The sequence below is a fragment of the Klebsiella sp. JB_Kp042 genome (genome assembly GCF_040065275.1).
Classification (GTDB): domain Bacteria; phylum Pseudomonadota; class Gammaproteobacteria; order Enterobacterales; family Enterobacteriaceae; genus Klebsiella; species Klebsiella quasipneumoniae.
In genome coordinates this window covers 19,155-45,405 of the sequence record NZ_JBEAJL010000012.1, presented here as the reverse complement: position 1 = coordinate 45,405, position 26,251 = coordinate 19,155, and the positions used below count along the sequence as shown (strand labels likewise).

Sequence of the window (26,251 nt, the reverse complement as noted above, 5' to 3'; positions counted from 1 at the left end):
CTCAAGGGATTAACCTCTTATTACAACTGTGTTAAAAACAGCGTCAGGATACGCTATATCCAGTTTCTTTCAAACTTTCATTTGAAATCTGCCGGTTATGGTTTACGCCCGGTCGCTACAATATACACTTCACGCGAACGAGCGCGGGAAGAGTCCGGCTTACGAACTTTGACCTTCGTAAACAGGGAGCGAATTTCTCGAAGATACTCATCGAAGCCTTCGCCCTGGAACACCTTCACTACAAAACTACCACCTGGCGCTAATACATCACGAGACATTTCAAGCGCCAGTTCTACCAGATACATCGCCCGGGGAATATCCACCGCCGGTGTTCCGCACATATTCGGCGCCATATCGGACATGACCACTTGTACTTTACTGTCGCCTACTCGCTCAAGTAACGCTTTCAGGACTAATTCATCACGAAAGTCGCCCTGAAGGAAGTCCACACCAACGATTGGATCCATTGGTAAAAGATCGCAAGCGATGATGCGGCCGCTGTTGCCGATCTGCGTGACCGCATACTGCGACCAGCCTCCGGGAGCAGCGCCGAGGTCAACTATCGTCATCCCCGGCTTAAAAATTTTGTCACTTTGCTGTATTTCATCAAGTTTAAACCAGGCACGGGAACGTAACCCCTTTTTCTGTGCCTGTTGAACATATTTATCGCTAAAGTGTTCCTGAAGCCAGCGGCTTGAGCTGGCAGAACGCTTTTTACCTGTCATTTAACATTCCCGTTCGGGTTCATCGTACTTTACTGCGTAAAAATCGACGCGGTAGTTTGGCGATATATGGGAGATGGCGGTAGAATGACCCGTTTTCAATCCCAACGTAAGCAAAAAAATACGATGAATCTGAGTACTAAACAAAAACAGCACCTGAAAGGTCTGGCACATCCGCTCAAGCCGGTAGTTATGCTTGGCAACAATGGTTTGACCGAAGGGGTACTGGCCGAGATCGAACAAGCGTTAGGGCACCATGAACTCATCAAGGTGAAGATCGCCTCAGAAGATCGCGAAACTAAAGCCTTGATCGTGGAAGCCATCGTGCGCGAAACCGGCGCCTGTAACGTACAGGTCATCGGTAAAACGCTGGTTCTGTACCGCCCAACGCCAGAGCGTAAAATCTCGCTGCCACGCTAAGAATATCCTCAATCCCGACACAACTTTGTGTAAAACGAGGGATTTCTGTGGCCAGGCGAGCAAAATGCCATGCTCGTGACGTTGATAAAAGGCCGCTATGCGGCCTTTTTCCTTTCTTTACAATCTATAAACATCGTAGCGGGAAATACGCCTTACAGGTATTCAACCTTGGTAATTTCGTATTCCACTTCCCCACCCGGTGTACGGATAGTCACGACGTCATCCTGCTCTTTACCGATCAGACCACGGGCAATCGGCGAGTTCACGGAGATCAGATTCTGCTTAAAATCAGCTTCGTCATCGCCCACGATACGGTAGGTCTGTTCCTCGTCAGTATCGAGGTTCAGCACGCTGACAGTAGAGCCAAAAATCACCCGGCCATTGTTCGGCATTTTGGTGATATCGATAACCTGCGCATTGGACAGCTTCGCTTCGATATCCTTGATACGCCCTTCGCAGAAGCCCTGCTGTTCACGCGCGGCGTGATACTCGGCATTCTCTTTCAGATCGCCGTGTTCACGGGCCTCAGCAATAGCGGCAATGATTTCAGGACGACGCACAGACTTCAGATAATCCAGTTCTTCGCGCAGTTTTTCAGCGCCACGTAAGGTCATCGGAATCGCTTGCATTAGTTATACCTCTTTATCATTCCTTCAGGAAACGGATAGCTCCGCTCCGCCACCTGTCCTGTCCACGGGCAGGACACGAGCAAAAAGAAACCGACCCGGGAAACACTCCCCAGGTCAGCAGCAATTTTTCATTTGATAGGTATTTTACCCCGAAGTTCATTATGGGTCATCGTTTACTTTACTGGGCGTTGCACCGTAGTATGACGGCCTGGCTTCAGGTTGTTAGCGCGAGATTATGCGATTTCCCAGATTTATCATCGGATTGACTGCCGGTATAGCGCTTAGCGCTCAGGCGGCGAATATTGACGAGTACATCACCCAGCTTCCCGCCGGTGCGAACCTTGCCTTTATGGCGCAAAAGGTCGGCGCATCGACGCCGGAAATCGACTATCACAGCCAGCAAATGGCGCTTCCGGCCAGTACGCAAAAGGTCATCACCGCGCTGGCGGCCCTGCTGCAGCTGGGTCCCGATTTTCGCTTCACCACCACGCTGGAAACCAAAGGCTCACTGGACGGCGGCGTGCTGAAAGGCGATCTGATCGCCCGCTTCGGCGGCGACCCGACGCTGAAGCGGCAGGATATTCGCAATATGGTGGCGACGCTGAAAAAAGCTGGCGTGCAGCGTATCGACGGCAATGTGCTTATCGATACCTCGGTCTTCGCCAGCCATGATAAAGCGCCGGGGTGGCCGTGGAACGACCTGACGCAATGCTTCAGCGCTCCGCCTGCGGCGGCGATTGTCGACCGCAACTGCTTCTCGGTCTCGCTGTATAGCGCGCAGAAGCCGGGCGATCTCGCCTTCATTCGCGTCGCCTCCTATTATCCGGTCACCATGTTCAGTCAGGTTCGCACCCTGGCGCGTGGCTCATCGGAAGCCCAGTATTGCGAACTGGACGTGGTGCCGGGCGACCTCAATCGCTATACCCTCACCGGCTGCCTGCCGCAGCGTAGCGAACCGCTGCCGCTGGCCTTCGCGATACAGGATGGCGCCAGCTACGCCGGGGCGATCCTTAAAGCGGAGCTGAAGCAGGCGGGGATCGCCTATAGCGGCACGCTGCTGCGTCAGACGTTGGCCAATGAGTCCGGCACGGTATTAGCCACCACCCAGTCGGCGCCGCTGCACGATCTGCTGCGGATCATGCTGAAGAAATCCGACAACATGATTGCGGATACCGTTTTTCGTACCATCGGTCATGCCCGGTTCGGCGTACCAGGGACCTGGCGGGCAGGATCCGATGCCGTACGTCAGATCCTGCGTCAACAGGCTGGGGTTGATCTCGGCAACACCATCATCGCCGACGGCTCTGGCCTGTCGCGCCACAACCTGATCGCCCCGGCGACCATGATGCAGGTGTTGCAGTATATCGCCCAACACGACACCGAGCTCAACTTCATCTCTATGCTGCCGCTGGCGGGCCATGACGGCTCGCTGCAGTATCGCGCCGGCCTCCATCAGGCGGGCGTCGATGGCAAAGTCTCGGCGAAAACCGGGTCGCTGCAGGGGGTTTATAACCTTGCGGGCTTCATCACTACCGCCAGCGGGCAAAAGGTGGCCTTCGTGCAATACCTCTCCGGCTACGCCGTGGAGCCAGCCGATCAGCGTAACCGCCGCATACCGTTGGTGCGCTTTGAAAGCCGGCTTTATAAAGATTTGTACCAGAACAACTAAAAACAAAAGGGCCGCATCAGATGCGGCCCTTTTTGATCCAGAGAAGTCAGGATTAACGTTTGTAGATGAATTCAACGCCTTCTTCGTCGTCTTCGTCCCAGTCGTCATCCCAGTCTTCGTCATCTTCCACTTCGGCTTCGGCCTCTTCAAGCTGCTGACGGTGATAGTCGTCCCACATAAACTCGACTTTCTCCGGCTTCTGCTCTTCTTCCGCCTGCACGATGGGGTTTTCGATGATGAAGGTCATCACGTCCCAGCACAGATCTTTTACGCCCTGCTGGCTGGCGGCGGAGATCAGGTAGAATTTCTCTTCCCAACCCAGCGCTTCAGCAATCGCCTTCGCTTTAGCTTCGGCTTCCGCTTTGCCCATCAGGTCAATCTTGTTAAAGACTAACCAGCGCGGTTTGGAGGCCAGCTTCTCGCTGTATTTCTCCAGCTCGCCGATGATGATGCGCGCGTTCTCAACCGGATCGGAACCGTCGATAGGCTCGATGTCGATCAGGTGCAGCAATACGCGGCAGCGCTCAAGGTGCTTGAGGAAGCGGATGCCGAGGCCTGCGCCTTCCGCTGCGCCTTCAATCAGCCCCGGGATATCGGCGACCACGAAGCTCTTCTCATTGTCCATACGCACCACGCCCAGGCTTGGCACCAGGGTGGTAAACGGATAGTCAGCCACTTTCGGCTTGGCGGCGGAGACCGCACGGATAAAGGTGGATTTACCGGCGTTCGGCATCCCCAGCATTCCGACGTCCGCCAGCAGCATCAGCTCCAGCTGCAGGTCGCGCTTATCACCCGGCGTACCCATGGTCTTCTGACGCGGCGTACGGTTAACGGATGATTTAAAACGGGTGTTGCCCAGACCGTGCCAGCCGCCCTTCGCCACCATCAGACGCTGACCGTGTTTGGTCATATCGCCCATGGTCTCGCCGGTGCCCTGGTCGATAACCCGGGTCCCGACCGGCACTTTTACCGTCACGTCTTTACCACGCTTACCGGTACAGTCGCGGCTCTGGCCATTCTGCCCGCGTTCGGCGCGGAAAGATTTTTCAAAACGGTAGTCGATCAGGGTATTCAGGTTCTCGTCCGCTTCCAGCCAGACATCGCCGCCGTCACCGCCATCGCCGCCGTCCGGGCCGCCTTTCGGAATATATTTTTCGCGGCGGAAGCTTACGCAACCATTGCCGCCGTCACCTGCTACGACCAGGATCGTTGCTTCATCTACAAACTTCATTTTACTCTCCGTAAATCATTCGCCTGAGCGGGGCAGCGGTACTACCGCCTCTCGCTTACGCCAACGTCCCCAAAGACGATGACCGATGGCGGAATACATCGCGCCCGCAACCACGACAAACGCACCGAGATAACCAATCAGGTTTAACATCGGTCTGGCGAAAACATCGGGCCAGGCCATTGATAATAAATCAGAAAACAGTAGCGTAAACAGTGGCGTCAAGGTGATTAACGCGCTGACCTGCGCCGCCTGCCAGCGCGCCATGGCTTCCGCCAGCGCCCCGTAGCCGACCAGGGTATTCAGCCCGCAAAAAATCAGGCATGCCAGTTGCCAGCTGCTTAACCGGGATATCACCCCAGGCTCAGCGAGCGGCAGTAATGCAATCGTACATAAAGTGTACAGCAAAAATAGTATCTGCTGCGATGCCAGACGGCGCAATAACACCTTTTGCGCGACGCCGTAGCTTACCCACACCGTTGCGGCAGCAACGCCGAAAATTACCCCCCACGTGTAGTCCGTCAGGCGGGTAAAGATTTCAATCAGGCTGGTGTTGAAGAACATCACCAACCCGCTGAGCAGCATTAACGCGCCCACCACCTGGGTGCCGCGCATGCGCTCTTTCAGAATCACGACGCTAGCCACCATCATGCCTACCGGCGATAGCTGGCCGATGACCTGAGAAGCCGTGGGGCTGAGATACTGCAGGGAAGAACTGAACAGGATGAAGTTACCGAACAGGCCGCCGGTGGCAATCGCTAATAAGACCAGCCAGCGCGGCTTGCGAAAAATTCGCAGCGGCGGCAGTTTGCCTTTGATCGCGAGGATCGCGCCAAGACCAATACTGGCCATCAGGAAGCGATAAAACACCACCGTTGGCGGCGCCATCACCTCAAGAACCTGCTTCATTGCAATCGGCAACGCTCCCCAACACATCGCGGTGGTAAGCGCCAGAATAATGCCAATCCCAGCCTGCTGCTTCATGCCTGTTTCCCTGCAAAAATTTTCCGGTAGACGAATGTAAAAAGCCCCGCAACGTGTTGCGGGGCTTTCATCCGTTACCGGGACGCGAAAAACTTATTCAGCAACGATGCTGATGAATTTACGGTTTTTCGGGCCTTTAACTTCGAACTTGACTTTACCGTCAGTCAAAGCGAACAGAGTGTGGTCACGGCCGCAACCAACGTTGGTGCCAGCGTGGAATTTGGTACCACGTTGACGAACGATGATGCTACCTGCCAGAACTGCTTCACCGCCGAAACGTTTTACGCCCAGACGTTTAGCTTCTGAATCGCGACCGTTACGAGTCGAGCCGCCAGCCTTTTTATGTGCCATTTAAATCTACTCCTCAGGTCTTAGGCGCTGATGCCAGTGATTTTCACATCAGTGAACCACTGACGATGGCCCTGCTGCTTACGATAGTGTTTACGACGACGAAACTTAACGATTTTAACTTTCTCGCCACGACCGTGAGCAACAATTTCAGCTTTGATTACGCCGCCCTCAACGAAAGGAACGCCGATCTTGATTTCTTCACCGTTTGCGATCATCAGCACTTCAGCGAACTCAACAGCTTCGCCAGTTGCGATGTCCAGCTTTTCCAGGCGAACGGTCTGACCTTCGCTTACTCGGTGTTGTTTACCACCACTTTGGAAAACCGCGTACATATAAAACTCCGCTTCCGCGCACCTCTTCGTGTGATTCAGAGTGCGCTATAAATATTCACAATAGGGCGCGAATATTACGCAAAACGCGAGCCTTTGACAAGAGCGATTAGCGATCAATGCAGAAAAAAAACACAACTTTCACGACAACGTTTATCTACGGCAATTTTTCAGTACAATCATAACTTCTTTTAATTCTGTCTTAATCCTTCTGTGATCCCACCTGGATTCATGGTAACAGGACATTTGGCCCGGCTTTTGCGATGAATTTAGAAAAAATCAATGAGTTAACCGCGCAAGATATGGCGGGTGTCAATGCGACGATTCTTGAGCAACTCAACTCCGATGTTCAGCTTATCAATCAGTTAGGCTATTACATCGTCAGCGGCGGCGGCAAACGCATTCGCCCGATGATTGCTGTGCTCGCCGCCCGCGCGGTGGGCTATCAGGGGAGCGCGCATGTCACCATTGCTGCGCTGATTGAATTTATTCATACCGCCACCCTGCTGCATGACGACGTCGTCGATGAGTCTGATATGCGTCGCGGCAAAGCCACGGCAAATGCGGCGTTTGGCAATGCCGCCAGCGTGCTGGTCGGCGATTTTATCTATACCCGCGCCTTTCAGATGATGACCCAGTTGGGCTCGCTGAAGATCCTCGAGGTCATGTCGGAAGCGGTGAACGTCATTGCCGAAGGCGAAGTGCTGCAGCTGATGAACGTCAATGACCCGGATATCACGGAAGAGAACTACATGCGCGTCATCTACAGCAAGACGGCGCGTCTGTTTGAGGCTGCCTCGCAGTGTGCGGGATTACTGGCCGACTGCACTGCGGAAGAAGAGCGCGCGTTGCAGGATTATGGCCGCTATCTCGGCACCGCTTTCCAGCTGATCGACGATTTACTCGATTACAGCTCCGACGGAGAGCGGCTTGGTAAAAACGTCGGTGACGACCTCAACGAAGGCAAACCGACGCTACCGCTGCTGCACGCCATGCACCATGGTACCGCCGATCAATCGGCGATGATTCGCGGGGCAATCGAGCAGGGCAACGGCCGCCATCTGCTGGATGCCGTCCTGGAAACGATGGCTGCCTGCGGTTCGCTGGAGTGGACGCAGAAACGTGCCGAAGAAGAAGCTGACAAAGCGATTGCCGCGCTGCAGGTTCTCCCTGACACCCCCTGGCGTGAAGCCTTGATCGGGCTGGCGCATATCGCGGTTCAGCGCGATCATTAATCTCCTCCCCCTTCCCGCGCAATGCGCGGGAAAGTTCCAGTAAAAACCCATTCCCTACCGTAAATTTCCGGATACCTTGATACATTCTGAATATTCCGGCGCTTTAACAGAACTTGTTAGAACCTTACCTGGTGCGCGGGTATAGTGTCCCCGTCGCCCATATGGGCCGATCAGGATCTTTATCACCAGGAGAATTTATGGATAAGTTCATCGACTGGCATCCCGCAGATATTGTTGCGGGATTACGTAAACGGGGAACATCGCTGGCGGCAGAGTCGCGACGGCACGGTCTGAGTTCTTCAACGCTGGCGAACGCCCTGACCCGCCCCTGGCCGAAAGGCGAATTAATCATCGCCACGGCGCTGGATACACAGCCGTGGGTCATCTGGCCGTCACGCTACCATGATCCGGTAACGCATGAGTTTATCGACAGAACGCAGATGATGCGTCAAAAGAAGATGGACAAGTGATGTGATTGTTCGACAAGGACCCGGGATAGACGCCCGGGCCCTGACAGGATGCGGTTACTCGCCTTTCACGCGCTGAATATTGGCACCCAGCGCCTGCAGTTTGTCTTCGATACGCTCATAGCCACGATCGATATGATAGATGCGATCGACGATGGTGGTTCCCTCAGCGATACAACCTGCCAGCACGAGGCTCGCCGAGGCACGCAAATCGGTCGCCATCACCTGCGCGCCCGAAAGCTGCTCCACGCCGTGACAGATCGCGGTATTGCTCTCGATCTCCGCGTGGGCGCCCATACGGATCAGTTCCGGAATGTGCATAAAGCGGTTTTCAAAGATCGTTTCGGTGATCACGCCGGTCCCTTCCGCGACCAGGTTGAGCAGCGTGAACTGGGCCTGCATATCGGTCGGGAAGCCCGGATGCGGCGCGGTACGCACGTTAACCGCTTTCGGACGGTTGCCGTGCATATCAAGGCTGATCCAGTCTTCGCCCGTTTCGATGTCCGCTCCGGCGTCGCGCAGCTTCGCCAGTACGGCGTCCAGGGTATCTGGTTGCGCGTGACGGCAGAGGATCTTGCCGCCGGAAATGGCTGCGGCAACCAGGAAGGTCCCGGTTTCAATACGGTCCGGCAGCACGCGGTAAACGCCGCCGCCCAGACGCTGCACACCTTCGATGGTGATGCGATCGGTGCCCTGGCCGCTGATTTTTGCGCCCAGCGCGTTAAGGAAGTTCGCGGTATCGACGATCTCCGGCTCGCGAGCGGCGTTTTCGATAATCGTCGTCCCCTCGGCGAGGGTCGCTGCGCTCATGATAGTGACGGTGGCGCCGACGCTCACTTTATCCATCACGATATGCGCGCCTTTCAGACGACCATTGACCGAGGCTTTAACATAACCTTCTTCCAGTTTGATCTCGGCGCCCAGCTGTTCCAGCCCGCTAATATGCAGATCGACCGGACGCGCGCCGATGGCGCAGCCGCCAGGCAGAGAGACTTGTCCCTGACCGAAACGCGCCACCAGCGGGCCCAGCGCCCAGATGGAGGCGCGCATGGTTTTCACCAGATCGTACGGAGCACAGAATACATCGACCGGGCCGGCGTCAATCCACACCGAACCATTGCGCTCTACCTTCGCGCCCAGCTGACTCAGCAGCTTCATGGTGGTATCGATGTCTTTCAGCTTAGGTACGTTCTGGATCTCTACCGGCTCTTCGGCAAGCAGCGCGGAAAAGAGGATTGGCAGGGCGGCGTTTTTTGCACCGGAGATGGTGACTTCGCCCTGAAGGCGAGTCGGCCCCTGAACACGGAATTTATCCATTGATTCTGTTCTCTATTAAAAATTCACATACGCTGCAGGGGATCCCCCACAGCTTAGAAGCCATTTAGTTTGCGGTCTCGCGCCCACTCCTGCGGAGTAAAGGCCTTGATCGACAGCGCATGGATGCGGTTGTCAGCAATATATTCCATCAGCGGCGCGTAGACGCTCTGCTGCTTTTTAACCCGACTCATGCCATCGAACATCTCACCCACAGCAATAACCTGAAAGTGGCTGCCATCGCCAGAGACGTGGACTTCCTGGAGGGGGAGTGCGTTCATCAGCACGGTCTGAATTTCATGATTTTCCATGGGCTCAAATTTATCTGATAGTGAAAACAGCCCAACATCTTAGAGGAAAGTGGCGCGGTCTTAAACAAGCAAAAAGCCCCGGCGAAAAGATTGCCGGGGCTTTCGGAATAGCTTCAGCGCTAAGGCACTGAAAAGATTATGGGATCATATCAGCAGGCAGGTTGTAAAGACCGACCAGCGTTTGCAGATTTTCGCTCTTGCCGATCAGCTGCGCTTCCCGGCCCTGGCGGCGAATCAGCGCGACAAAATGCACTAACAGCGCCAGGCCCGCCGTGTCCACGCGCGTGGTCTGGCTGAGATCGATGATCGCTGTCCCCGCCGTCGCCTGGGCGCGTGCCTCCCAGAGCGGGACCAGCAGATCCTGATCCAGCTCTCCGTGCAGCGCCAGCGTCTCGCCATCACGAGTCCAGCTCAGCTGCCCGCTCATTATTTTTTCTGTTCCAGGGTGATCGGCTGAGCGGAGATCGCTTTCAGCTGCGCGGTCAGGCCATCAACGCCCTTGGTACGCAGCAGATCGCTCCACTCGTTTTGTTTGGTGGTGATCATGCTGACCCCTTCCGCGATCATATCGTAGGCCTGCCAGTTGCCGGTCTGGGTGTTTTTACGCCACTGGAAGTCGAGACGTACCGGCGGACGGCCATTCGGGTCGAGGATGGTGACGCGGATCGGAATGATGGTCGCGCTGCCCAGCGGCTGTTCCGGGGCAATCTGGTAGGTCTGACCATGGTACATGGCCAGCGCCTGGCCATAGGCCTGCTTCAGGTATTCACGGAAGGCGGCAAAATAGGCTTCACGCTGCGCCGGGGTGGCTTCTTTGTAATAGCGGCCCAGCACCAGCGCGCCGGCATACTTCACCTGCACATACGGCAGAAGCTCCTGGTCGACGATGTCGCGCAGATAGTTAGGATTGGCCTTGATCTTCGGCTGTTCATTCTTCAGGCGATCGAAGGTTTTCTGCGCCGCTTCATTCATCAGCTTATACGGATTGGACTGGTCTGCCGCCTGGACCGCGGTCAGCGGGGCAATCACCAGCATGGCGACCATGAGTAAGCGTTTAAACATATCGTATTTCTCCTGAAATTAATGCGTCGTGCCGGCTGCCGGCGTCGCGTCAGTATGACCTTCCGCCTCGGCCTTATCATTGCCAGAATTCTGATTGTCGCCGCCCTTGCTGTTATAAAGGAACTGACCAATCAGATCTTCCAGCACCATGGCGGACTTGGTGTCCTGGATAGTACCGCCGTCTTTAAGGATAGTCGTCCCGAGGTCCGGGTCTTCAAAACCGACGTTCAGCGCCAGATACTGCTCGCCCAGCAGGCCAGAGGTGCGGATCGCCAGCGAACTGGTATCGGGGATATGGTTGTAGCGCTCATCAATATCGAGCTCCACGCGCGGCAGATAGGTTTTCGGGTCGAGAGTGATGTCCGCCACGCGGCCAACAACCACACCGCCGATGCGCACCGGCGAGCGCGCTTTCAGGCCGCCGATATTATCGAAGGTCGCGTAAAGACGGTAAGTCGGCTCGGTACGTAACGAGGTGACGTTCGCCGCCTTCAGGCAGACAAACAGCGCCGCCAGCAGCGCCACCAGTAAGAACACCCCTACCCAGATTTCATTTTTTTTCGTTTGCATGAACTCAATTCCCAAACATCAGCGCAGTCAGCACAAAATCCAGCCCCAGAACCGCCAGCGACGCATGCACCACGGTGCGCGTAGTCGCCCGGCTAATCCCGGCGGAAGTGGGGATAGCGTCATAACCATTGAATAACGCAATCCAGGTTACCGTAATGGCGAATACCAAGCTCTTAATCAGGCAGTTCACCAGATCCATTCGCCAGTCGACGGCATTTTGCATCGCGGTCCAGAAAAAACCACCGTCAATGCCCTTCCAGCTCACGCCCACCAGCGCGCCACCCCAGATCCCCACCGCGACGAAGATAATCGTCAGCAGCGGCAGCGAAATGACGCCGGCCCAGAAACGGGGAGAAATGACGCGGCGCAGTGGGTCCACCGCCATCATCTCCATACTGGAGAGCTGTTCCGTGGCCCGCATCAGGCCAATCTCGGCGGTCAGCGCCGACCCGGCGCGACCGGCAAACAGCAGCGCGGCGACCACCGGCCCCAGCTCGCGCAGCAGCGACAGCGCCACCAGCATGCCAAGACTGGTCTCTGCGCTGTAGGTGGTTAAGACCAGATAACCCTGCAGCCCGAGCACCATACCGATAAACAGGCCCGATACAATGATAATCAGCATCGACAGAACGCCGACGTTGTAGAGTTGACGAACCAGCAGCGGCGCGTGCTTGCGAAACTCTGGTTTGCCGACAACGGCGTTAAACAGCATTAATCCGGCGCGTCCGAAGGTCGCGGTGGTTTTAATACCGCGATGGCCTAGCGCGGCCAGCGCATTAAACAGCATCAGTCGCTCAACTCCCTATGCCTAATAAATCATGGTGATAGTCGCCAGCCGGATAACGGAACGGCACCGGGCCGTCGGCAATACCATCAATGAACTGACGAACCCGAGGGTCGGCATTCTCCCGTAGCGACTGGGCGCTGCCGTGGGCGACAATCTTTTTATCCGCCACGATATACGCATAGTCCGCAATGCTCAGCACCTCAGGCACATCGTGCGAAACCACGATGCAGGTGACGCCCAGCGTGCTGTTGAGTTCAGAAATCAGCTTCACCAGCACGCCCATGGTGATGGGATCCTGCCCGACGAACGGTTCGTCGAACATAATGAGATCCGGCTCCAGGGCGATGGCCCTCGCCAGGGCGGCGCGGCGCGCCATGCCGCCGGAAAGCTCGGAGGGCATTAACTTCGCCGCACCGCGCAGCCCCACCGCCTCCAGCTTCATCATCACCGTCGTATGCAGCAGCGCAGGCGGCAGATGCGTATGTTCGCGCAGCGGGTAGGCGACGTTGTCAAAAACATTGAGGTCGGTAAACAGCGCCCCGGACTGGAACAGCATGCTCATCCGCTTACGCACCGTGTACAGACGTGAACGGGTCATCTGCGGCACGTTCTCGCCATCGAACAGGATCTCTCCCCTGTCCGGCGGGATCTGTCCGCCGATCAGGCGTAACAGGGTAGTCTTGCCGATCCCCGAAGGTCCCATAATCGCAGTAATTTTACCGCGCGGCACCGACAGCGAGATGTCGTCGAAGATCACGCGATCGCCGCGAGAAAAGCGGATACCGCGCACTTCAACTAAATTCGCCTGAGTTTGGCTCATAAAATCATCCTTACTAAGCACCTGATGGGCAAGCATCGCCCTTTCTTACGCCACAATCACAACATTTTTACAGAATCTTACCTGCACAGGTTAGCGAAAGCTGGCATTTGTTTTACTTTTGGCACGCATAAAGTCAAAATTAAGAATTCGTTACGCTGCGTAGGGATAACCCAGCGAGGCGACGATTATACCTGAAGAAAGGACTTTAGATGCTCTTAGCGACGGCTCTGTTAATTATTGGTTTATTGCTGGTTGTCTACAGCGCCGATCGTCTGGTCTATGCCGCCTCCATCCTTTGTCGCATGTTGGGGATCCCGCCGCTGATCATCGGTATGACGGTGGTGAGTATTGGCACCAGCCTGCCGGAGATCATGGTTTCCACCGCGGCCTCGCTGCATGGGCAGACCGATCTGGCGGTGGGCACCGCGCTCGGCTCCAATATCACCAATATTCTCCTGATCCTCGGTCTGGCTGCCTTACTCAGGCCATTTACCGTGCATTCTGATATTCTGCGCCGCGAATTACCGCTAATGTTGCTGGTCAGCGTGCTGGCGGGGCTGGTGCTCTATGATGGTCAACTGTCCCGTCTCGACGGCCTGTTTTTACTGGCGCTGGCGCTGCTATGGCTGCTGTTCACCATCAAGATCGCCCGTCTGGCGGAACGCCAGGGAAGCGATAGCCTGACCCGCGAACAGCTGGCGGAACTGCCGCGTGAAGGGTCGCTGCCGGTCGCTCTGCTGTGGTTAGGGGTGGCGATGATCGTCATGCCGATGGCCACCCGCATGGTGGTGGATAACAGCACGGTGCTGGCAAACTATTTTGCCATCAGCGAACTAACCGTCGGCCTGACGGTAGTGGCGATAGGCACCAGCCTGCCGGAGCTGGCCACCGCCATCGCCGGGGCGCGCAAAGGGGAAGATGACATTGCCATCGGCAATATCATCGGCGCGAATATCCTCAATATTGCGCTGGTGCTGGGTTTGCCGGCGTTGATCGCGCCGGGAGCCTTTGCGGCGGAAGCCTTTACCCGCGACTATGGCGTGATGTTGCTGGTCAGCCTGATCTTCGCGGTGCTGTGCTGGCGCCGTAGGCAGCAGCCGGGACGACTGGTTGGCGCGCTGCTGGTCGGTGGTTTTGTGGTTTGGTTGGCGATGCTGTTCTGGACAGCGCCGCTCTTCGTTGAATGACTCGGGATAACATCATGTCGCAAATAGATTTGCCCACGGATTTTGACTTTCAACAGGCCGGCCGTCAGGTGCTGGAAATTGAACGTGAAGGTCTGGCCCAGCTCGATCAATATATAAATGAAGATTTCACCCGCGCCTGCGAAACGATTTTCCGCTGCGGCGGGAAAGTCGTGGTGATGGGGATGGGCAAATCCGGCCATATCGGCCGCAAAATGGCGGCAACCTTCGCCAGTACCGGCACGTCGGCATTTTTTGTCCACCCTGGCGAAGCCGCGCACGGCGATTTGGGCATGGTTACGCCGCAGGACGTGGTGATTGCGCTGTCGAACTCCGGCGAATCGAACGAAATCCTCGCGCTGATCCCGGTCCTGAAACGCCAGCAGGTGAAGCTTATCTGCATCACCAGCCGGCCTGAAAGCAGCATGGCGCGCGCGGCGGATATCCATCTGTGCGTGAAAGTGCCGAAAGAGGCTTGTCCATTAGGGCTGGCCCCCACCTCCAGCACCACCGCCGCGCTGGTGATGGGCGATGCCCTCGCCGTCGCCCTGCTGGAGGCCCGCGGCTTTACCGCTGAGGATTTCGCTCTCTCGCATCCGGGCGGCGCACTCGGTCGTAAGCTGTTGCTGCGCGTCAATGATATTATGCATACCGGTGATGAGATCCCGCACGTCGGCCTGCAGGCCACCCTGCGCGATGCGCTGCTGGAAATCACTCGTAAAAATTTAGGTATGACCGCTATCTGCGATGACGACATGAACATCATCGGTATCTTTACCGACGGTGACTTGCGCCGGGTCTTCGACACCGGCGTCGATATGCGCGATGCCAGCATTGCCGACGTCATGACCCGGGGAGGGATCCGCATCCGTCCCGGCACCCTGGCGGTGGATGCGCTAAACCTGATGCAATCCCGTCATATCACCTGCGTGCTGGTTGCCGATGGCGACCATCTGCTGGGTGTGGTACATATGCACGATCTCCTGCGCGCGGGCGTAGTGTAAGTAAGGAAAAAATAATGAATAATGCTGATGCTCAGTTAGCGACCTGCTATGGGCCGGTAAGCCAGACGTTTCTCGATCTCGCGGCTAAGATCCGTCTACTGATCCTCGATGTCGACGGTGTATTATCCGACGGGCTTATCTATATGGGTAATCACGGCGAGGAGCTGAAAGCGTTCAATGTCCGCGATGGCTATGGTATCCGCTGCGCGCTGACCTCTGGCATTGAAGTGGCGATTATTACCGGACGAAAAGCTAAACTGGTAGAAGATCGCTGTCAGACGCTGGGCATTACGCATTTGTATCAGGGGCAGTCGGACAAGCTGCTGGCGTTCCGCGATCTCACTGACAAACTGGGCGTGCGGCCAGAGGAAGTCGCCTACATCGGCGACGATCTGATTGACTGGCCGGTGATGGCCGAAGTGGGCCTCAGCGTCGCCGTCGCGGATGCGCATCCGCTGCTGCTGCCGCGCGCCGATTACATCACCCGGATTAATGGCGGACGCGGCGCGGTACGCGAAGTCTGCGATTTGTTACTATTGGCGCAGGGCAAGCTGGATGAGGCCAAAGGGCAATCAATATGAGTAAAACCAGACGTTGGGTTATCATTTTACTGTCGCTGCTTGCGCTGATCCTCATCGGCCTGAATCTGGCGAATACGGACGACACGGCCCAGCCGGAGGTCAATCCCAACGACCCGACGTATAAAAGCGAACACACTGACACCGTGGTGTACAGTCCGGAAGGCGCCCTGAGCTATCGGCTGATCGCCGAGCACGTGGAGTATTTTTCCGATCAGGAGGTCTCCTGGTTTACCAAACCGGTGATGACCACCTTTGATACCAATAAGGTGCCGACCTGGTCAGTCAGGGCTGATAAAGCGAAGCTGACAAATGACCGGATGCTCTATCTTTACGGGCACGTTGAGGTGAATGCGCTCGCGCCAGACTCTCAACTGCGCAAAATTACGACGGATAACGCCCAGATAAATCTGGTAACGCAGGACGTTACCTCCGATGACATGGTGACGTTATACGGCACCACATTTAATTCCAGCGGCCTGAAAATGCGTGGAAACCTTCGCAGCAAAAATGCCGAGCTGATTGAAAAGGTGAGAACCTCTTATGAAATTCAGAACAAACAAACTCAGCCTTAAGATTGCGCTCGCCGGCGCGTTACTGGCCGCCAGCCTGCCTGCCCTCGCCAAGACGGGCGATACCGATCAGCCGATCCATATCGAATCCGATCAGCAGTCGCTGGATATGCAGGGCAACGTCGTCACCTTCACCGGTAACGTGGTCGTGACTCAGGGGACGATCAAGATTAACGCTGATAAAGTGGTAGTCACCCGTCCGGGCAATGAAAAAGGCAAAGAGGTGATCGAAGGTTTCGGTAACCCGGCCACCTTCTACCAGATGCAGGATAACGGCAAACCGGTAAAAGGCCGGGCGTCGAAAATGCGCTATGAGCTGCAGAACGATTACGTCGTGCTGACCGGCAACGCGTACCTTGAACAGCTCGACAGCAACATCAAGGGCGACAAGATCACCTATCTGGTGAAAGAGCAAAAAATGCAGGCCTTCAGCGACAAAGGTCGACGCGTCACCACCGTTCTGGTGCCGTCCGAGCTGCAGGACAAAAGCGGCAACCAGCAAAAGAAGAGTAACTAATCCGTTATGGCAACCTTAACTGCGAAGAATCTCGCTAAAGCGTATAAAGGCCGCCGCGTGGTGGAAGATGTCAGTCTCACCGTTAACTCGGGGGAGATTGTCGGCTTGCTCGGCCCCAACGGCGCCGGTAAAACCACCACCTTCTACATGGTGGTCGGGATTGTGCCGCGCGACGCGGGCAATATCATCATTGATGACGAAGACATCAGCCTGCTGCCGCTGCACGCGCGCGCGCGCCGGGGGATCGGCTATCTGCCGCAGGAAGCCTCGATTTTCCGTCGCCTGAGCGTCTATGACAACCTCATGGCGGTCCTGCAGATCCGTGACGATTTGAGCAGCGAACAGCGGGAAGATCGCGCCAAAGAGCTGATGGAAGAGTTTCATATTGAGCACCTGCGCGACAGCCTCGGTCAGGCGCTCTCCGGTGGCGAACGCCGCCGCGTCGAAATCGCCCGCGCGCTGGCGGCAAACCCGAAATTTATTCTTCTGGATGAACCCTTTGCCGGCGTGGATCCGATCTCGGTTATCGATATCAAACGCATCATTGAGCATTTGCGCGACAGCGGCCTCGGCGTACTGATTACCGATCATAACGTCAGAGAGACGCTCGCCGTCTGCGAACGCGCGTATATTGTCAGTCAGGGACACCTTATCGCTCATGGTACACCGCAGCAGATCCTCGAAGATGAGCAGGTTAAGCGCGTGTATCTTGGGGAAGACTTCAGACTCTGATAGGGTAGAGGTTACAGACGTTTTAGCCGGAGATATTTACCCTGAACATGAAGCAAGGTTTGCAATTAAGGCTTAGCCAACAGCTTGCCATGACGCCGCAGCTGCAGCAGGCGATTCGTTTGCTGCAGTTGTCCACGTTAGAACTCCAGCAAGAGCTCCAGCAAGCGCTGGAAAGTAACCCGTTGCTTGAGCAAACCGATCTTCACGACGAGGTAGAGGCGAAAGAGGTGGAGGACCGCGAGTCTCTCGATACCGTCGACGCGCTTGAGCAAAAAGAGATGCCCGACGAGCTTCCTCTCGATGCCAGCTGGGATGAAATCTATACCGCCGGTACGCCGTCAGGCAACGGCGTGGACTATCAGGACGACGAACTCCCCGTTTATCAAGGCGAGACCACCCAGACGCTGCAGGATTACCTGATGTGGCAGGTCGAGCTGACGCCCTTCACCGATACCGACCGCGCCATCGCCACCTCCATTGTCGACGCCGTCGACGATACGGGCTACCTCACCGTTCAGATTGAAGATATCGTCGACAGCATCGGCGATGAGGAGATCGGCCTCGAAGAAGTGGAAGCCGTCCTGAAGCGCATCCAGCGTTTCGATCCGGTTGGCGTCGCGGCGAAAGATCTGCGCGACTGCCTGCTGATCCAGCTCTCGCAGTTCGCCAAAGAGACGCCATGGCTGGAAGAGGCCCGGCTGATTATCAGCGATCATCTCGATCTTCTGGCCAACCATGATTTCCGCTCCCTGATGCGGGTGACCCGCCTGAAAGAAGAGGTGCTGAAAGAGGCGGTAAATCTGATCCAGTCCCTGGATCCCCGTCCTGGCCAGTCCATTCAAACCAGCGAACCGGAATATGTCATTCCCGACGTGCTGGTGCGCAAGGTCAGCGGCCGCTGGACCGTGGAGCTCAACGCCGACAGCATTCCGCGGCTGAAAATTAATCAGCAGTATGCGGCAATGGGCAACAGCGCCCGCAATGACGCCGACGGCCAGTTCATTCGCAGCAATCTTCAGGAAGCCCGCTGGCTAATCAAAAGTCTTGAAAGCCGCAACGACACCCTGCTTCGCGTCAGCCGCTGCATCGTAGAACAGCAGCAGGCTTTTTTCGAACAGGGTGAAGAGTATATGAAGCCGATGGTGCTGGCCGATATCGCCCAGGCCGTCGAGATGCATGAATCGACGATTTCCCGTGTCACCACGCAAAAATATCTGCACAGTCCGCGCGGTATTTTTGAACTGAAGTATTTCTTCTCCAGCCATGTTAATACCGAAGGCGGCGGCGAAGCCTCGTCGACGGCGATTCGCGCGCTGGTGAAGAAACTCATCGCCGCGGAAAACCCCGCGAAGCCGTTGAGCGACAGTAAGCTCACCTCCATGTTGTCCGAGCAGGGTATCATGGTCGCGCGCCGCACTGTCGCGAAGTACAGAGAGTCTTTATCCATCCCGCCGTCAAATCAGCGTAAACAACTGGTCTGACACAACCGATAAGGAAGACACTATGCAGCTCAACATTACAGGACACAACGTCGAGATCACTCCCGCGATGCGCGACTTCGTCACGGCGAAGTTCAGCAAGCTGGAACAATTTTTCGACCGGATCAATCAGGTCTATATTGTGTTAAAAGTAGAGAAAGTGACGCAAATTGCGGACGCGAATCTGCATGTCAACGGTGGTGAAATCCATGCCAGTGCGGAAGGGCAGGATATGTATGCGGCTGTCGATGGTCTTATCGACAAGCTGGCAAGGCAGTTAACGAAGCATAAAGATAAACTAAAACAACACTAATTGTCCGGGCCCCCCTGCGTCCGCCGTCAGTTAACATCGGCGACGGGCGCGGGGGCGCTCAGGTGAAATTATGATGAACAACGATTCGGCTCTACAACTGAGCAACGTCCTGAACCAGGAATGTACCCGTAGCCAGGTTCACTGCCAGAGCAAGAAGCGTGCTCTGGAAATCATTAGCGAACTGGCCGCCAAACAGTTAAGTTTGCCGCCGCAGGTGGTGTTCGAAGCGATCCTTACCCGCGAAAAAATGGGCAGTACCGGGATTGGCAATGGTATCGCCATTCCCCACGGAAAACTGGAAGAGGATACGCTGCGTGCTGTCGGCGTTTTTGTCCAGCTGGAAACCCCCATCGCCTTCGACGCGATCGACAATCAGCCTGTCGACCTGCTGTTCGCGCTGCTGGTGCCGGCCGATCAGACAAAAACCCACCTGCATACGCTCTCCCTGGTGGCCAAACGGCTGGCCGACAAAGCGATTTGTCGTCGCCTGCGCGCGGCGCAGAGCGATGAAGAGTTGTATGAGATCATCACCGAAGCAGGAAGCAGCGATGACGCATAACGGCAGTCGCACCTTATCCTTTATCGTACTGAGGAGAAACGGTACATGGTACTGATGATCGTCAGCGGCCGCTCGGGCTCGGGTAAATCCGTCGCTCTGCGAGCGCTGGAAGATATGGGCTTTTACTGCGTGGATAACCTGCCGGTCGTGCTGCTGCCCGATCTGGCACGGTCGCTGGCTGACCGCAATATTTCGGCGGCCGTCAGCATCGACGTGCGGAACATGCCGGAATCACCGGAGATCTTCGAGCAGGCCATGAAAAACCTGCCGGAGTGCTTTTCGCCGCAGCTGCTGTTTCTCGATGCCGATCGCAACACGCTGATCCGTCGATACAGCGACACCCGTCGCCTGCATCCGCTGTCGAGCAAGAATTTGTCGCTGGAAAGCGCCATCGACGAAGAGAGCGATCTGCTGGAGCCCCTGCGCTCGCGTGCCGACCTGATTGTCGATACCTCGGAGATGTCGGTTCACGAGCTGGCGGAAATGTTGCGCACCCGGCTGCTGGGTAAACGTGAACGCGAACTGACCATGGTCTTCGAATCCTTCGGCTTTAAGCACGGTATCCCGATCGATGCCGATTACGTCTTTGACGTGCGCTTTCTGCCAAACCCGCACTGGGATCCGAAGCTGCGTCCTATGACCGGTCTGGATAAACCGGTGGCCGCCTTCCTCGATCGGCACACCGAAGTGCACAACTTTATTTACCAGACCCGGAGCTATCTTGAGCTATGGTTACCGATGCTGGAGACCAACAATCGCAGCTATCTGACGGTGGCCATTGGCTGTACCGGCGGTAAACATCGTTCGGTTTATATTGCTGAACAACTGGCTGACTACTTCCGCTCGCGCGGCAAAAACGTACAGTCTCGTCATCGGACGCTGGAAAAACGTAAATCATGACCGTAAAGCAGACCGTTGAAATCACCAATAAGCTGGGCATGCACGCCCGCCCGGCGATGAAGCTGTTCGAACTAATGCAGAATTTCGATGCCGAGGTGTTGCTACGCAACGATGAAGGCACGGAGGCGGAAGCCAACAGCGTCATTGCCCTGCTGATGCTGGACTCGGCGAAAGGACGGCAGATAGAGGTGGAGGCCAGCGGTCCGCAGGAAGTGGAAGCCCTCGCCGCGGTGATTGCCCTGTTTAATGCCGGGTTTGACGAAGATTAAACGTGATGCTTCCCGGCGACGGACGACTGGCGACTGTACCAGCCCCGGCGCCGGATTAACCCGCTAATAGAGCTTATGCTCACGCATGAACCCTTCCCCACCCAGCTGTCGCATCTGACGTAAGATCCAGGCCTGGCGGTTGCGCACATAGCCCGAAGGCGCGTCGGCGCGATAGCGGATCGGGTTTGGCAGCACCGCGGCCAGCAGAGCCGCTTCCCCCGGCGTCAACTGGCTGGCGGGCTTATGAAAATAGCGCTGGGCGGCCGCTTCCACGCCAAAAATCCCATCGCCAAACTCAGCAATATTCAGGTAGACGGTCAGGATCCGCTTTTTACTCCACACGGTTTCCATGCCGACGGTCAACCCGGCTTCCAGCCCCTTGCGCAGCCAGCTACGTCCATCCCACAGAAACAGGTTTTTCGCCGTCTGCTGCGACAGCGTTGATGCGCCGCGAATGCGGGTATCGTGACGCTCATTGTGCGCCAGCGCCTTTTCTATCGCCGGGACGTCAAACCCCCAGTGTTCCGGGAACTTCTGATCTTCGGCGGCAATCACCGCCAGCCCCATCCACGGGGAGATGTTATCCATGGCGACCCAGTCGGAGTGCGCCAGATAGTGGACATCTCCGGACAGCCAGGCGCTAACCTGCCGCTCAAGCATGACCGCCGAAAAGGGCACCGGCAGCACGCTAAACAGCGCGATCCCCCCGCCCCAGAAGACGGCGGCGATCAGCAGCAGACGCAGCGCCAGTCGTTTAAGCAGCGCGAAGGGCGCAATGCGGAGCTTCATGCGCTCAGCGCCAGCACGCGGGCGACCATTTTTTCGATCCCGGTAGCGGCTTGCGCAATATTCTCCGCCAGCATATACGCCGGAGTGGTAACCACTTTGTTCTCTTCATCCACCACGATGTCGTCGACCGGGCAAGGCACATGCTCCGCCCCCATCTCCTCCACCACATCAGCGGTGTCGAGATCGGTCCCGATAGTCATCCGCAGCGGAAACGCAAAGATCTTCGGCAGCAGCGCCGGAGCGATGCACATAAAGCCCAGCGGCTTGCCGGCCTGATGCATCGCCAGCGTCAGGGCCCGCAGGTCGCGGTCCACCTCGCATTCGCTGCCCTCGGCGGCGAAGCTGCTTAAGTTTTTCGCCGCGCCGAAGCCGCCGGGGACGATCAGCGCGTCCAGCGTCTCCTCACGCGCCTGCGCCAGCGGCAGGATGTCGCCGCGGGCGATGCGCGCCGCTTCAACCAGTACGTTGCGTTGCTCGGTCAACGGTTCGCCCGTCAGATGGTTGATGACGTCGCGCTGCGGTTTATCGGGCGCAAAGCAGACCGCCTGCGCGCCGTTGCGCGCGATCGCCAGCAGGGTAATCACTGCCTCATGAATTTCACTGCCGTCGTACACGCCGCAGCCGCTCAGTACCACACCAATTTTTTTCATCGCCTTCGCTCCTCCATGCAACTCGCTGAAACCAGTCAAAAATGTCGATTTACTCGCTATGCTTCACATATTTTACTGATTCATGTAACAAATTAGTTAAGCTTTGCTATCTTAATGAGCGAGCAATCCACTTCTCAGGTTGCGCCACGTAACAACATCACTCAAATCACACTGGCTCAACCACCAGTTCCCTGGTGTTGGCGCAGTATTCGCGCACCCCGGTCTGTCCGGGGTCATTTTTTCCCGGCCTTCGCCACCCACGCCTTCAGAACCGCCACGTCGTTTTGCCACTCGGATTTCATCTCTTCAACCCATTCAGCGACATTATCAGACCAGGCAGGCAGGTCCGGCGTCTGGATCTGCTGACCCAGCTGCTGGATGTGGCGCAGGCCAATAGAGCCCGCAGCCCCTTTGATCTTATGCCCCTCTTCGACGATCCCTTTTTGATCCCGGGCGGTGAGATTAGACTCAAGGACGGACATATAGCCCGGCATCATCTTTTCAAATACCGCGAGGCCATCGTTGATAAGCTTCGGTCCCACCAGTTCGATATATTGCTCCAGCATATCGGTATCCAGCACCGCGTCGGCTTTATGCCGATCGGCCGCCGGCGCTTCCTGCGCCTCCTCTTCCGGCGCATCCCAGAATTTTTTAATCATGGCTGTCAATGCCGGCACCGATAGCGGCTTGCTCAGCACATCGTCCATGCCGGCATCCAGATACTCTTTCTTATTCTTCAGCACGTTGGCGGTCAGGGCCACCAGCGGCGGCAGCTCATCCGCGGCAAAATTCTGTTTTAGCTGACGAGAAATATCCAGTCCCGTCATATCCGGCAGCTGGATATCCAGCAGCACCAGGTCGTACTCGCCAGGCTCAAACATCTCCAGCGCGGCTTTGCCGGTCATCGCGACATCCACGCTGTTGCCCAGCTTTTCCAGCACCGAGCGCGCCACAATGACGTTGAGCTCAATATCTTCCACCAGCAGGACGTTGAGCGCCGGTAATGGCATGTCGTCTTCCGCCAGCGTATCTTCCACTTCTTCCGCAATGGCAGGCGCATGGACAGTGAGCGTAAAGGTCGCCCCTTTACCCGGCTGGCTGGTGACGCTGATATCGCCGCCCATATTGCGCGCCAGGCGACGCGATACGGCGAGGCCAATCCCGGTGCCGGTGGCGGGTTTGCCGCCGTGGCTGTCTTTGACCTGGTAATACATGGCGAATATTTTGTCCTGCTCCGCTTCAGGAATACCAATCCCGGAGTCTTCCACTTCGAAGTGCAGGATATCGCCTTCGTCATAGCGCACGCGGACGTTCACCCCTCCGCCCTGTGGGGTAAACTTCACGGCGTTGCTGATAAGATTCCACAGGATCTGCCGCAGGCGGGTGCCATCGGTGATCACCTTGTGCGGCAGCGGCAGGCTCGGCTCCAGCACAAAGCGCAGTCCCTTCTGCTGCGCCTGCAGACCGGAAAGGTTTTCCAGGTCGGCAAGGAAGCTGGTGAAGTCCACCGGCTGGTTATCGAGCTGCACCTTACGGCGCTCCATTTTATCCATATCGATAATATCATTGAAGATATTCCCCAGCGTCACCGCTGAGACATGGATGGTTTTCAGGTATTTTTCCTGCTCGCTGGTCAGTTCGGTATCCAGCAAAATTCGGCTCAGCCCGACAATCCCGTTCAGCGGGGTACGCAGCTCATGGCTGATGGTGGAGATGAAGGTGGTTTTATCCCGGCTGGCGCGTTCGAGGGCGTCCTGATAGCGTTTTCGTTCGGTGATATCGCGTCCGAAGCCCATCAGACCACGACGCTTACCGACGCGATCGTAGTACGGGACCTTGCGGATTTCGAAGCACGCTTTACGGCCATCGGGATAGTCCAGCCACTGCTCATAGGTCAGCGATACATTGTGGCGGAACACCTTCTCATCGGTTTCCAGCACCTTTTCCGCCGCCTCTTCGCTATAGACATCCTGCGGTTTGAGGTGGATCAGCTGTTTCTCGCTTTTGCCGGTCAGCAGCTCCATCGCCCGGTTACAGCCGGAAAACTCTTTATCCTCATTGCGGTAGAAGACCAGGTCCGGGGAGGCATCGAGGAAAGAGCGCAGAAAGGAGGATTGCTGTTCGAGCTGGATCTGCGTCTCTTCACGCTCTTTCATCTCGATCTTCAGCTGCTCGAGGGTGGTCTCACGCTCGGCTTCCGCCTTTTCACGTTCGCCAATCTCCTGATTCAACTGCGCGATATTGTCTTTCAGCTGCACGTTCAGCTTCAGATCGCGCTCACGCATCTCCTCCAGTTTCTCCACCAGCCGCGAAAGACGCTGGCGGGACTCTTCAAGCTGCTCCACCACCACCGAGAGAAAATAGACCGCCCACGGGGTGATCAGCAGACCGAAGAAGATAGAGCGGATAACGTCGATGCTTTCAACCTGGCCATGCAGCACCATGGTGACCGCCATCTGCACCACGATGGCCAGCACCACCAGCGCAAGTGCCAACAGCATTGAAAAGCGGACCAGACCCAGCTTCATCATCAGGTCGACATAATACTGCGCCAGCATACGAATTTGCTTCATAGGGGATTCCTTCACGACAACTCCGCACAATAATACTCAATTCTGAGCAATGCGCTGTAAGTTGTGCAAAAAATGCGGGAAGGAGCCGATATGACGACTGGCCGCCGAGGCGAACCAGCCGCGAAAAAGAGGCATGGTCAGGAAGGGGTTAGCGCTTGCTTAGCGCCTCCCAGAGACCTTTGAGGTAGGTCACCCCGAGTGCGCGATCGTATAAACCATAGCCCGGACGTCCGGTCTCTCCCCAGATAAAGCGGCCATGATCCGGACGTATATAGCCGTCGAAGCCGTTGTCGTGCAACGCTTGCATCACCTTGTACATATCCAGGGAGCCGTATTCTGACGGATGGGCGCACTCGTAAAAGTCTTTATCCTGCATCAGTTTAATATTGCGGACGTGGGCAAAATGGATCCGCTTGCGGCGGGTAAACTCAGCCAGAATAGCGTATACGTCGTTATCCGGATCTTCGGCAATCGAGCCGGTGCAGAGGGTGATGCCGTTGGCGGGTGAATCGACAGCCCGGCAGATCCAGTCCAGATCGTCGCGGTTTTTGACCACCCGCGGCAGGCCAAATATCGAGTACGGCGGATCGTCAGGGTGGATCGCCATTTTCACGCCCACCTCTTCGCAAACCGGGATCACCGCCTGCAGAAAATAGACCAGGTTCTCCCGCAGCTTATGGTCATCCACCGCGCTATATTTGGCAAACAGGGTCTGCACTTCCGCCAGCCGTTCCGGCTCCCAGCCCGGCAACGCGAAGCCGTTTGAATTCTCAAGCACCTCCTTCACCACGTCTTCCAGCCGCTTATCGATATCTTTCTTCTCAAAAGCCATCGTCATCGAGCCATCCGGCAGGACGTAGTTCATATCCGTCTTCATCCAGTCGAACACCGGCATGAAGTTATAGCAGATGACTTTGACGCCGAAGCGGGCAAGGTGGCGAATGGTCTGCTGATAGTTGGCAATATAGCGGTCACGAGAAGGGAGGCCGATTTTGATGTCGTCATGGATGTTGACGCTCTCTATCACCTCCATTTTCAGGCCTGCGGCATGGGCCTGGCTGACCAGACGCTCAATTTTATCCTCCGGCCATACCTCGCCCACCGCGACGTCATAGAGCGCGCCGACCACCCCCTCCACGCCGGGGACCTGGCGTATATGCTCTAATGAAACCTTATCTTCCTCTGGTCCAAACCAGCGCATTGTCATCTGCATCGTCATCACCTGCTCAACATAG

Annotated in this window: 32 protein-coding genes; 15 read left to right on the top strand and 17 right to left on the bottom strand. The window is 56.4% G+C overall.

What is annotated here, in order from left to right; translation table 11 throughout:
• Positions 1 to 95: 95 nt before the first annotated feature.
• On the bottom strand, positions 96 to 725 hold the full coding sequence (gene rlmE, locus ABLV54_RS03230; RefSeq protein ID WP_008806638.1) for a 23S rRNA (uridine(2552)-2'-O)-methyltransferase RlmE: 630 nt from the start codon (positions 723 to 725) through the stop codon (positions 96 to 98).
• Positions 726 to 848: 123 nt separating this feature from the next.
• On the opposite strand from rlmE, the gene yhbY reads away from it, so the two are divergent.
• Entirely contained in the window at positions 849 to 1,142 is a 294-nt protein-coding gene (gene yhbY, locus ABLV54_RS03225) for a ribosome assembly RNA-binding protein YhbY (RefSeq protein ID WP_002918374.1), read from the top strand.
• A gap of 152 nt (positions 1,143 to 1,294) precedes the next feature.
• On the opposite strand, the gene greA is transcribed toward yhbY, so the two are convergent.
• Complete coding sequence (gene greA, locus ABLV54_RS03220) at positions 1,295 to 1,771, bottom strand: transcription elongation factor GreA (protein WP_002918375.1); 477 nt, start codon at positions 1,769 to 1,771, stop codon at positions 1,295 to 1,297.
• Between the two features lie 235 nt (positions 1,772 to 2,006).
• Here greA and dacB point away from each other — a divergent pair, with 235 nt between their 5' ends.
• Positions 2,007 to 3,440 (top strand): serine-type D-Ala-D-Ala carboxypeptidase, encoded by a 1,434-nt coding sequence (gene dacB / locus ABLV54_RS03215; RefSeq protein WP_050533699.1) that lies wholly within the window; start codon positions 2,007 to 2,009, stop codon positions 3,438 to 3,440.
• Between the two features lie 52 nt (positions 3,441 to 3,492).
• Here dacB and cgtA read toward each other — a convergent pair whose 3' ends face one another.
• The 4 genes from cgtA to rplU form a co-directional block, all read right to left on the bottom strand.
• Complete coding sequence (gene cgtA / locus ABLV54_RS03210) at positions 3,493 to 4,671, bottom strand: Obg family GTPase CgtA (RefSeq protein ID WP_050533698.1); 1,179 nt, start codon at positions 4,669 to 4,671, stop codon at positions 3,493 to 3,495.
• 15 nt (positions 4,672 to 4,686) lie between these two features.
• A complete protein-coding gene (locus tag ABLV54_RS03205) occupies positions 4,687 to 5,652 on the bottom strand; it encodes a DMT family transporter (RefSeq protein WP_004206187.1) in 966 nt (321 codons plus the stop codon).
• Between the two features lie 93 nt (positions 5,653 to 5,745).
• Positions 5,746 to 6,003: a 50S ribosomal protein L27 gene (gene rpmA, locus ABLV54_RS03200; protein WP_002434222.1), complete on the bottom strand. Its 258-nt coding sequence runs from the start codon at positions 6,001 to 6,003 to the stop codon at positions 5,746 to 5,748.
• Positions 6,004 to 6,023: 20 nt separating this feature from the next.
• Positions 6,024 to 6,335 carry a 50S ribosomal protein L21 gene (gene rplU, locus ABLV54_RS03195; protein WP_050533696.1) on the bottom strand — a complete coding sequence of 104 codons (312 nt, stop codon included), beginning with the start codon at positions 6,333 to 6,335 and terminating at the stop codon, positions 6,024 to 6,026.
• Positions 6,336 to 6,595: 260 nt separating this feature from the next.
• On the opposite strand from rplU, the gene ispB reads away from it, so the two are divergent.
• Both ispB and sfsB read left to right on the top strand, forming a co-directional pair.
• The gene (ispB, locus tag ABLV54_RS03190; protein ID WP_023291123.1) at positions 6,596 to 7,567 is read left to right on the top strand and encodes an octaprenyl diphosphate synthase; all 972 of its coding nucleotides are present in this window, start codon (positions 6,596 to 6,598) and stop codon (positions 7,565 to 7,567) included.
• A 197-nt stretch (positions 7,568 to 7,764) separates the two neighbouring features.
• Complete coding sequence (sfsB, locus tag ABLV54_RS03185) at positions 7,765 to 8,037, top strand: DNA-binding transcriptional regulator SfsB (protein ID WP_004206189.1); 273 nt, start codon at positions 7,765 to 7,767, stop codon at positions 8,035 to 8,037.
• A gap of 54 nt (positions 8,038 to 8,091) precedes the next feature.
• On the opposite strand, the gene murA is transcribed toward sfsB, so the two are convergent.
• The 7 genes from murA to mlaF all read right to left on the bottom strand — a co-directional run bounded on the left by murA (position 8,092) and on the right by mlaF (position 12,898).
• Positions 8,092 to 9,351, bottom strand: a complete 1,260-nt coding sequence (gene murA / locus ABLV54_RS03180) for a UDP-N-acetylglucosamine 1-carboxyvinyltransferase (protein ID WP_023291124.1) — start codon at positions 9,349 to 9,351, stop codon at positions 8,092 to 8,094.
• A 53-nt stretch (positions 9,352 to 9,404) separates the two neighbouring features.
• Positions 9,405 to 9,659, bottom strand: coding sequence for a BolA family iron metabolism protein IbaG (gene ibaG / locus ABLV54_RS03175; protein ID WP_004144910.1), 255 nt, complete (start codon positions 9,657 to 9,659; stop codon positions 9,405 to 9,407).
• 136 nt (positions 9,660 to 9,795) lie between these two features.
• Positions 9,796 to 10,086 (bottom strand): lipid asymmetry maintenance protein MlaB, encoded by a 291-nt coding sequence (mlaB, locus tag ABLV54_RS03170; protein ID WP_023291125.1) that lies wholly within the window; start codon positions 10,084 to 10,086, stop codon positions 9,796 to 9,798.
• Positions 10,086 to 10,721 carry a phospholipid-binding protein MlaC gene (gene mlaC / locus ABLV54_RS03165; RefSeq protein WP_023291126.1) on the bottom strand — a complete coding sequence of 212 codons (636 nt, stop codon included), beginning with the start codon at positions 10,719 to 10,721 and terminating at the stop codon, positions 10,086 to 10,088. Before mlaC ends, mlaB begins: the two co-directional genes overlap by 1 nt.
• A gap of 18 nt (positions 10,722 to 10,739) precedes the next feature.
• Complete coding sequence (mlaD, locus tag ABLV54_RS03160; protein WP_004206195.1) at positions 10,740 to 11,291, bottom strand: outer membrane lipid asymmetry maintenance protein MlaD; 552 nt, start codon at positions 11,289 to 11,291, stop codon at positions 10,740 to 10,742.
• 4 nt (positions 11,292 to 11,295) lie between these two features.
• Complete coding sequence (mlaE, locus tag ABLV54_RS03155) at positions 11,296 to 12,078, bottom strand: lipid asymmetry maintenance ABC transporter permease subunit MlaE (RefSeq protein ID WP_004150949.1); 783 nt, start codon at positions 12,076 to 12,078, stop codon at positions 11,296 to 11,298.
• A gap of 7 nt (positions 12,079 to 12,085) precedes the next feature.
• Entirely contained in the window at positions 12,086 to 12,898 is an 813-nt protein-coding gene (mlaF, locus tag ABLV54_RS03150; RefSeq protein ID WP_004206196.1) for a phospholipid ABC transporter ATP-binding protein MlaF, read from the bottom strand.
• A gap of 209 nt (positions 12,899 to 13,107) precedes the next feature.
• Here mlaF and ABLV54_RS03145 point away from each other — a divergent pair, with 209 nt between their 5' ends.
• From ABLV54_RS03145 to npr, 11 genes are all read left to right on the top strand, one after another.
• On the top strand, positions 13,108 to 14,085 hold the full coding sequence (locus ABLV54_RS03145; RefSeq protein WP_023291127.1) for a calcium/sodium antiporter: 978 nt from the start codon (positions 13,108 to 13,110) through the stop codon (positions 14,083 to 14,085).
• A gap of 14 nt (positions 14,086 to 14,099) precedes the next feature.
• Positions 14,100 to 15,086 (top strand): arabinose-5-phosphate isomerase KdsD, encoded by a 987-nt coding sequence (gene kdsD, locus ABLV54_RS03140; RefSeq protein ID WP_023291128.1) that lies wholly within the window; start codon positions 14,100 to 14,102, stop codon positions 15,084 to 15,086.
• A gap of 14 nt (positions 15,087 to 15,100) precedes the next feature.
• Positions 15,101 to 15,667 (top strand): 3-deoxy-manno-octulosonate-8-phosphatase KdsC, encoded by a 567-nt coding sequence (kdsC, locus tag ABLV54_RS03135; protein WP_050533694.1) that lies wholly within the window; start codon positions 15,101 to 15,103, stop codon positions 15,665 to 15,667.
• The gene (gene lptC / locus ABLV54_RS03130; RefSeq protein ID WP_002918413.1) at positions 15,664 to 16,239 is read left to right on the top strand and encodes an LPS export ABC transporter periplasmic protein LptC; all 576 of its coding nucleotides are present in this window, start codon (positions 15,664 to 15,666) and stop codon (positions 16,237 to 16,239) included. Before kdsC ends, lptC begins: the two co-directional genes overlap by 4 nt.
• The gene (gene lptA / locus ABLV54_RS03125) at positions 16,208 to 16,753 is read left to right on the top strand and encodes a lipopolysaccharide ABC transporter substrate-binding protein LptA (RefSeq protein ID WP_002918415.1); all 546 of its coding nucleotides are present in this window, start codon (positions 16,208 to 16,210) and stop codon (positions 16,751 to 16,753) included. Before lptC ends, lptA begins: the two co-directional genes overlap by 32 nt.
• A gap of 6 nt (positions 16,754 to 16,759) precedes the next feature.
• Positions 16,760 to 17,485, top strand: a complete 726-nt coding sequence (lptB, locus tag ABLV54_RS03120) for an LPS export ABC transporter ATP-binding protein (RefSeq protein ID WP_004206203.1) — start codon at positions 16,760 to 16,762, stop codon at positions 17,483 to 17,485.
• 47 nt (positions 17,486 to 17,532) lie between these two features.
• Positions 17,533 to 18,966: an RNA polymerase factor sigma-54 gene (gene rpoN / locus ABLV54_RS03115; RefSeq protein WP_050533693.1), complete on the top strand. Its 1,434-nt coding sequence runs from the start codon at positions 17,533 to 17,535 to the stop codon at positions 18,964 to 18,966.
• Positions 18,967 to 18,988: 22 nt separating this feature from the next.
• Positions 18,989 to 19,276, top strand: a complete 288-nt coding sequence (hpf, locus tag ABLV54_RS03110) for a ribosome hibernation promoting factor (protein ID WP_004206206.1) — start codon at positions 18,989 to 18,991, stop codon at positions 19,274 to 19,276.
• A 70-nt stretch (positions 19,277 to 19,346) separates the two neighbouring features.
• A complete protein-coding gene (ptsN, locus tag ABLV54_RS03105) occupies positions 19,347 to 19,835 on the top strand; it encodes a PTS IIA-like nitrogen regulatory protein PtsN (protein WP_004144926.1) in 489 nt (162 codons plus the stop codon).
• A gap of 45 nt (positions 19,836 to 19,880) precedes the next feature.
• The gene (gene rapZ / locus ABLV54_RS03100) at positions 19,881 to 20,735 is read left to right on the top strand and encodes an RNase adapter RapZ (protein WP_004206208.1); all 855 of its coding nucleotides are present in this window, start codon (positions 19,881 to 19,883) and stop codon (positions 20,733 to 20,735) included.
• On the top strand, positions 20,732 to 21,004 hold the full coding sequence (gene npr / locus ABLV54_RS03095; protein ID WP_002918431.1) for a PTS phosphocarrier protein NPr: 273 nt from the start codon (positions 20,732 to 20,734) through the stop codon (positions 21,002 to 21,004). Before rapZ ends, npr begins: the two co-directional genes overlap by 4 nt.
• A 63-nt stretch (positions 21,005 to 21,067) precedes the next feature.
• On the opposite strand, the gene mtgA is transcribed toward npr, so the two are convergent.
• From mtgA to uxuA, 4 genes are all read right to left on the bottom strand, one after another.
• Positions 21,068 to 21,793, bottom strand: a complete 726-nt coding sequence (gene mtgA, locus ABLV54_RS03090) for a monofunctional biosynthetic peptidoglycan transglycosylase (protein ID WP_023291131.1) — start codon at positions 21,791 to 21,793, stop codon at positions 21,068 to 21,070.
• On the bottom strand, positions 21,790 to 22,443 hold the full coding sequence (elbB, locus tag ABLV54_RS03085) for an isoprenoid biosynthesis glyoxalase ElbB (RefSeq protein WP_050533692.1): 654 nt from the start codon (positions 22,441 to 22,443) through the stop codon (positions 21,790 to 21,792). The genes mtgA and elbB overlap by 4 nt, the downstream gene beginning before the upstream one ends.
• A gap of 233 nt (positions 22,444 to 22,676) precedes the next feature.
• Positions 22,677 to 25,016, bottom strand: coding sequence for an aerobic respiration two-component sensor histidine kinase ArcB (gene arcB / locus ABLV54_RS03080; protein WP_032454177.1), 2,340 nt, complete (start codon positions 25,014 to 25,016; stop codon positions 22,677 to 22,679).
• A 148-nt stretch (positions 25,017 to 25,164) separates the two neighbouring features.
• Positions 25,165 to 26,229 (bottom strand): mannonate dehydratase, encoded by a 1,065-nt coding sequence (uxuA, locus tag ABLV54_RS03075; protein WP_050533778.1) that lies wholly within the window; start codon positions 26,227 to 26,229, stop codon positions 25,165 to 25,167.
• Between the last annotated feature and the right edge of the window lie 22 nt (positions 26,230 to 26,251).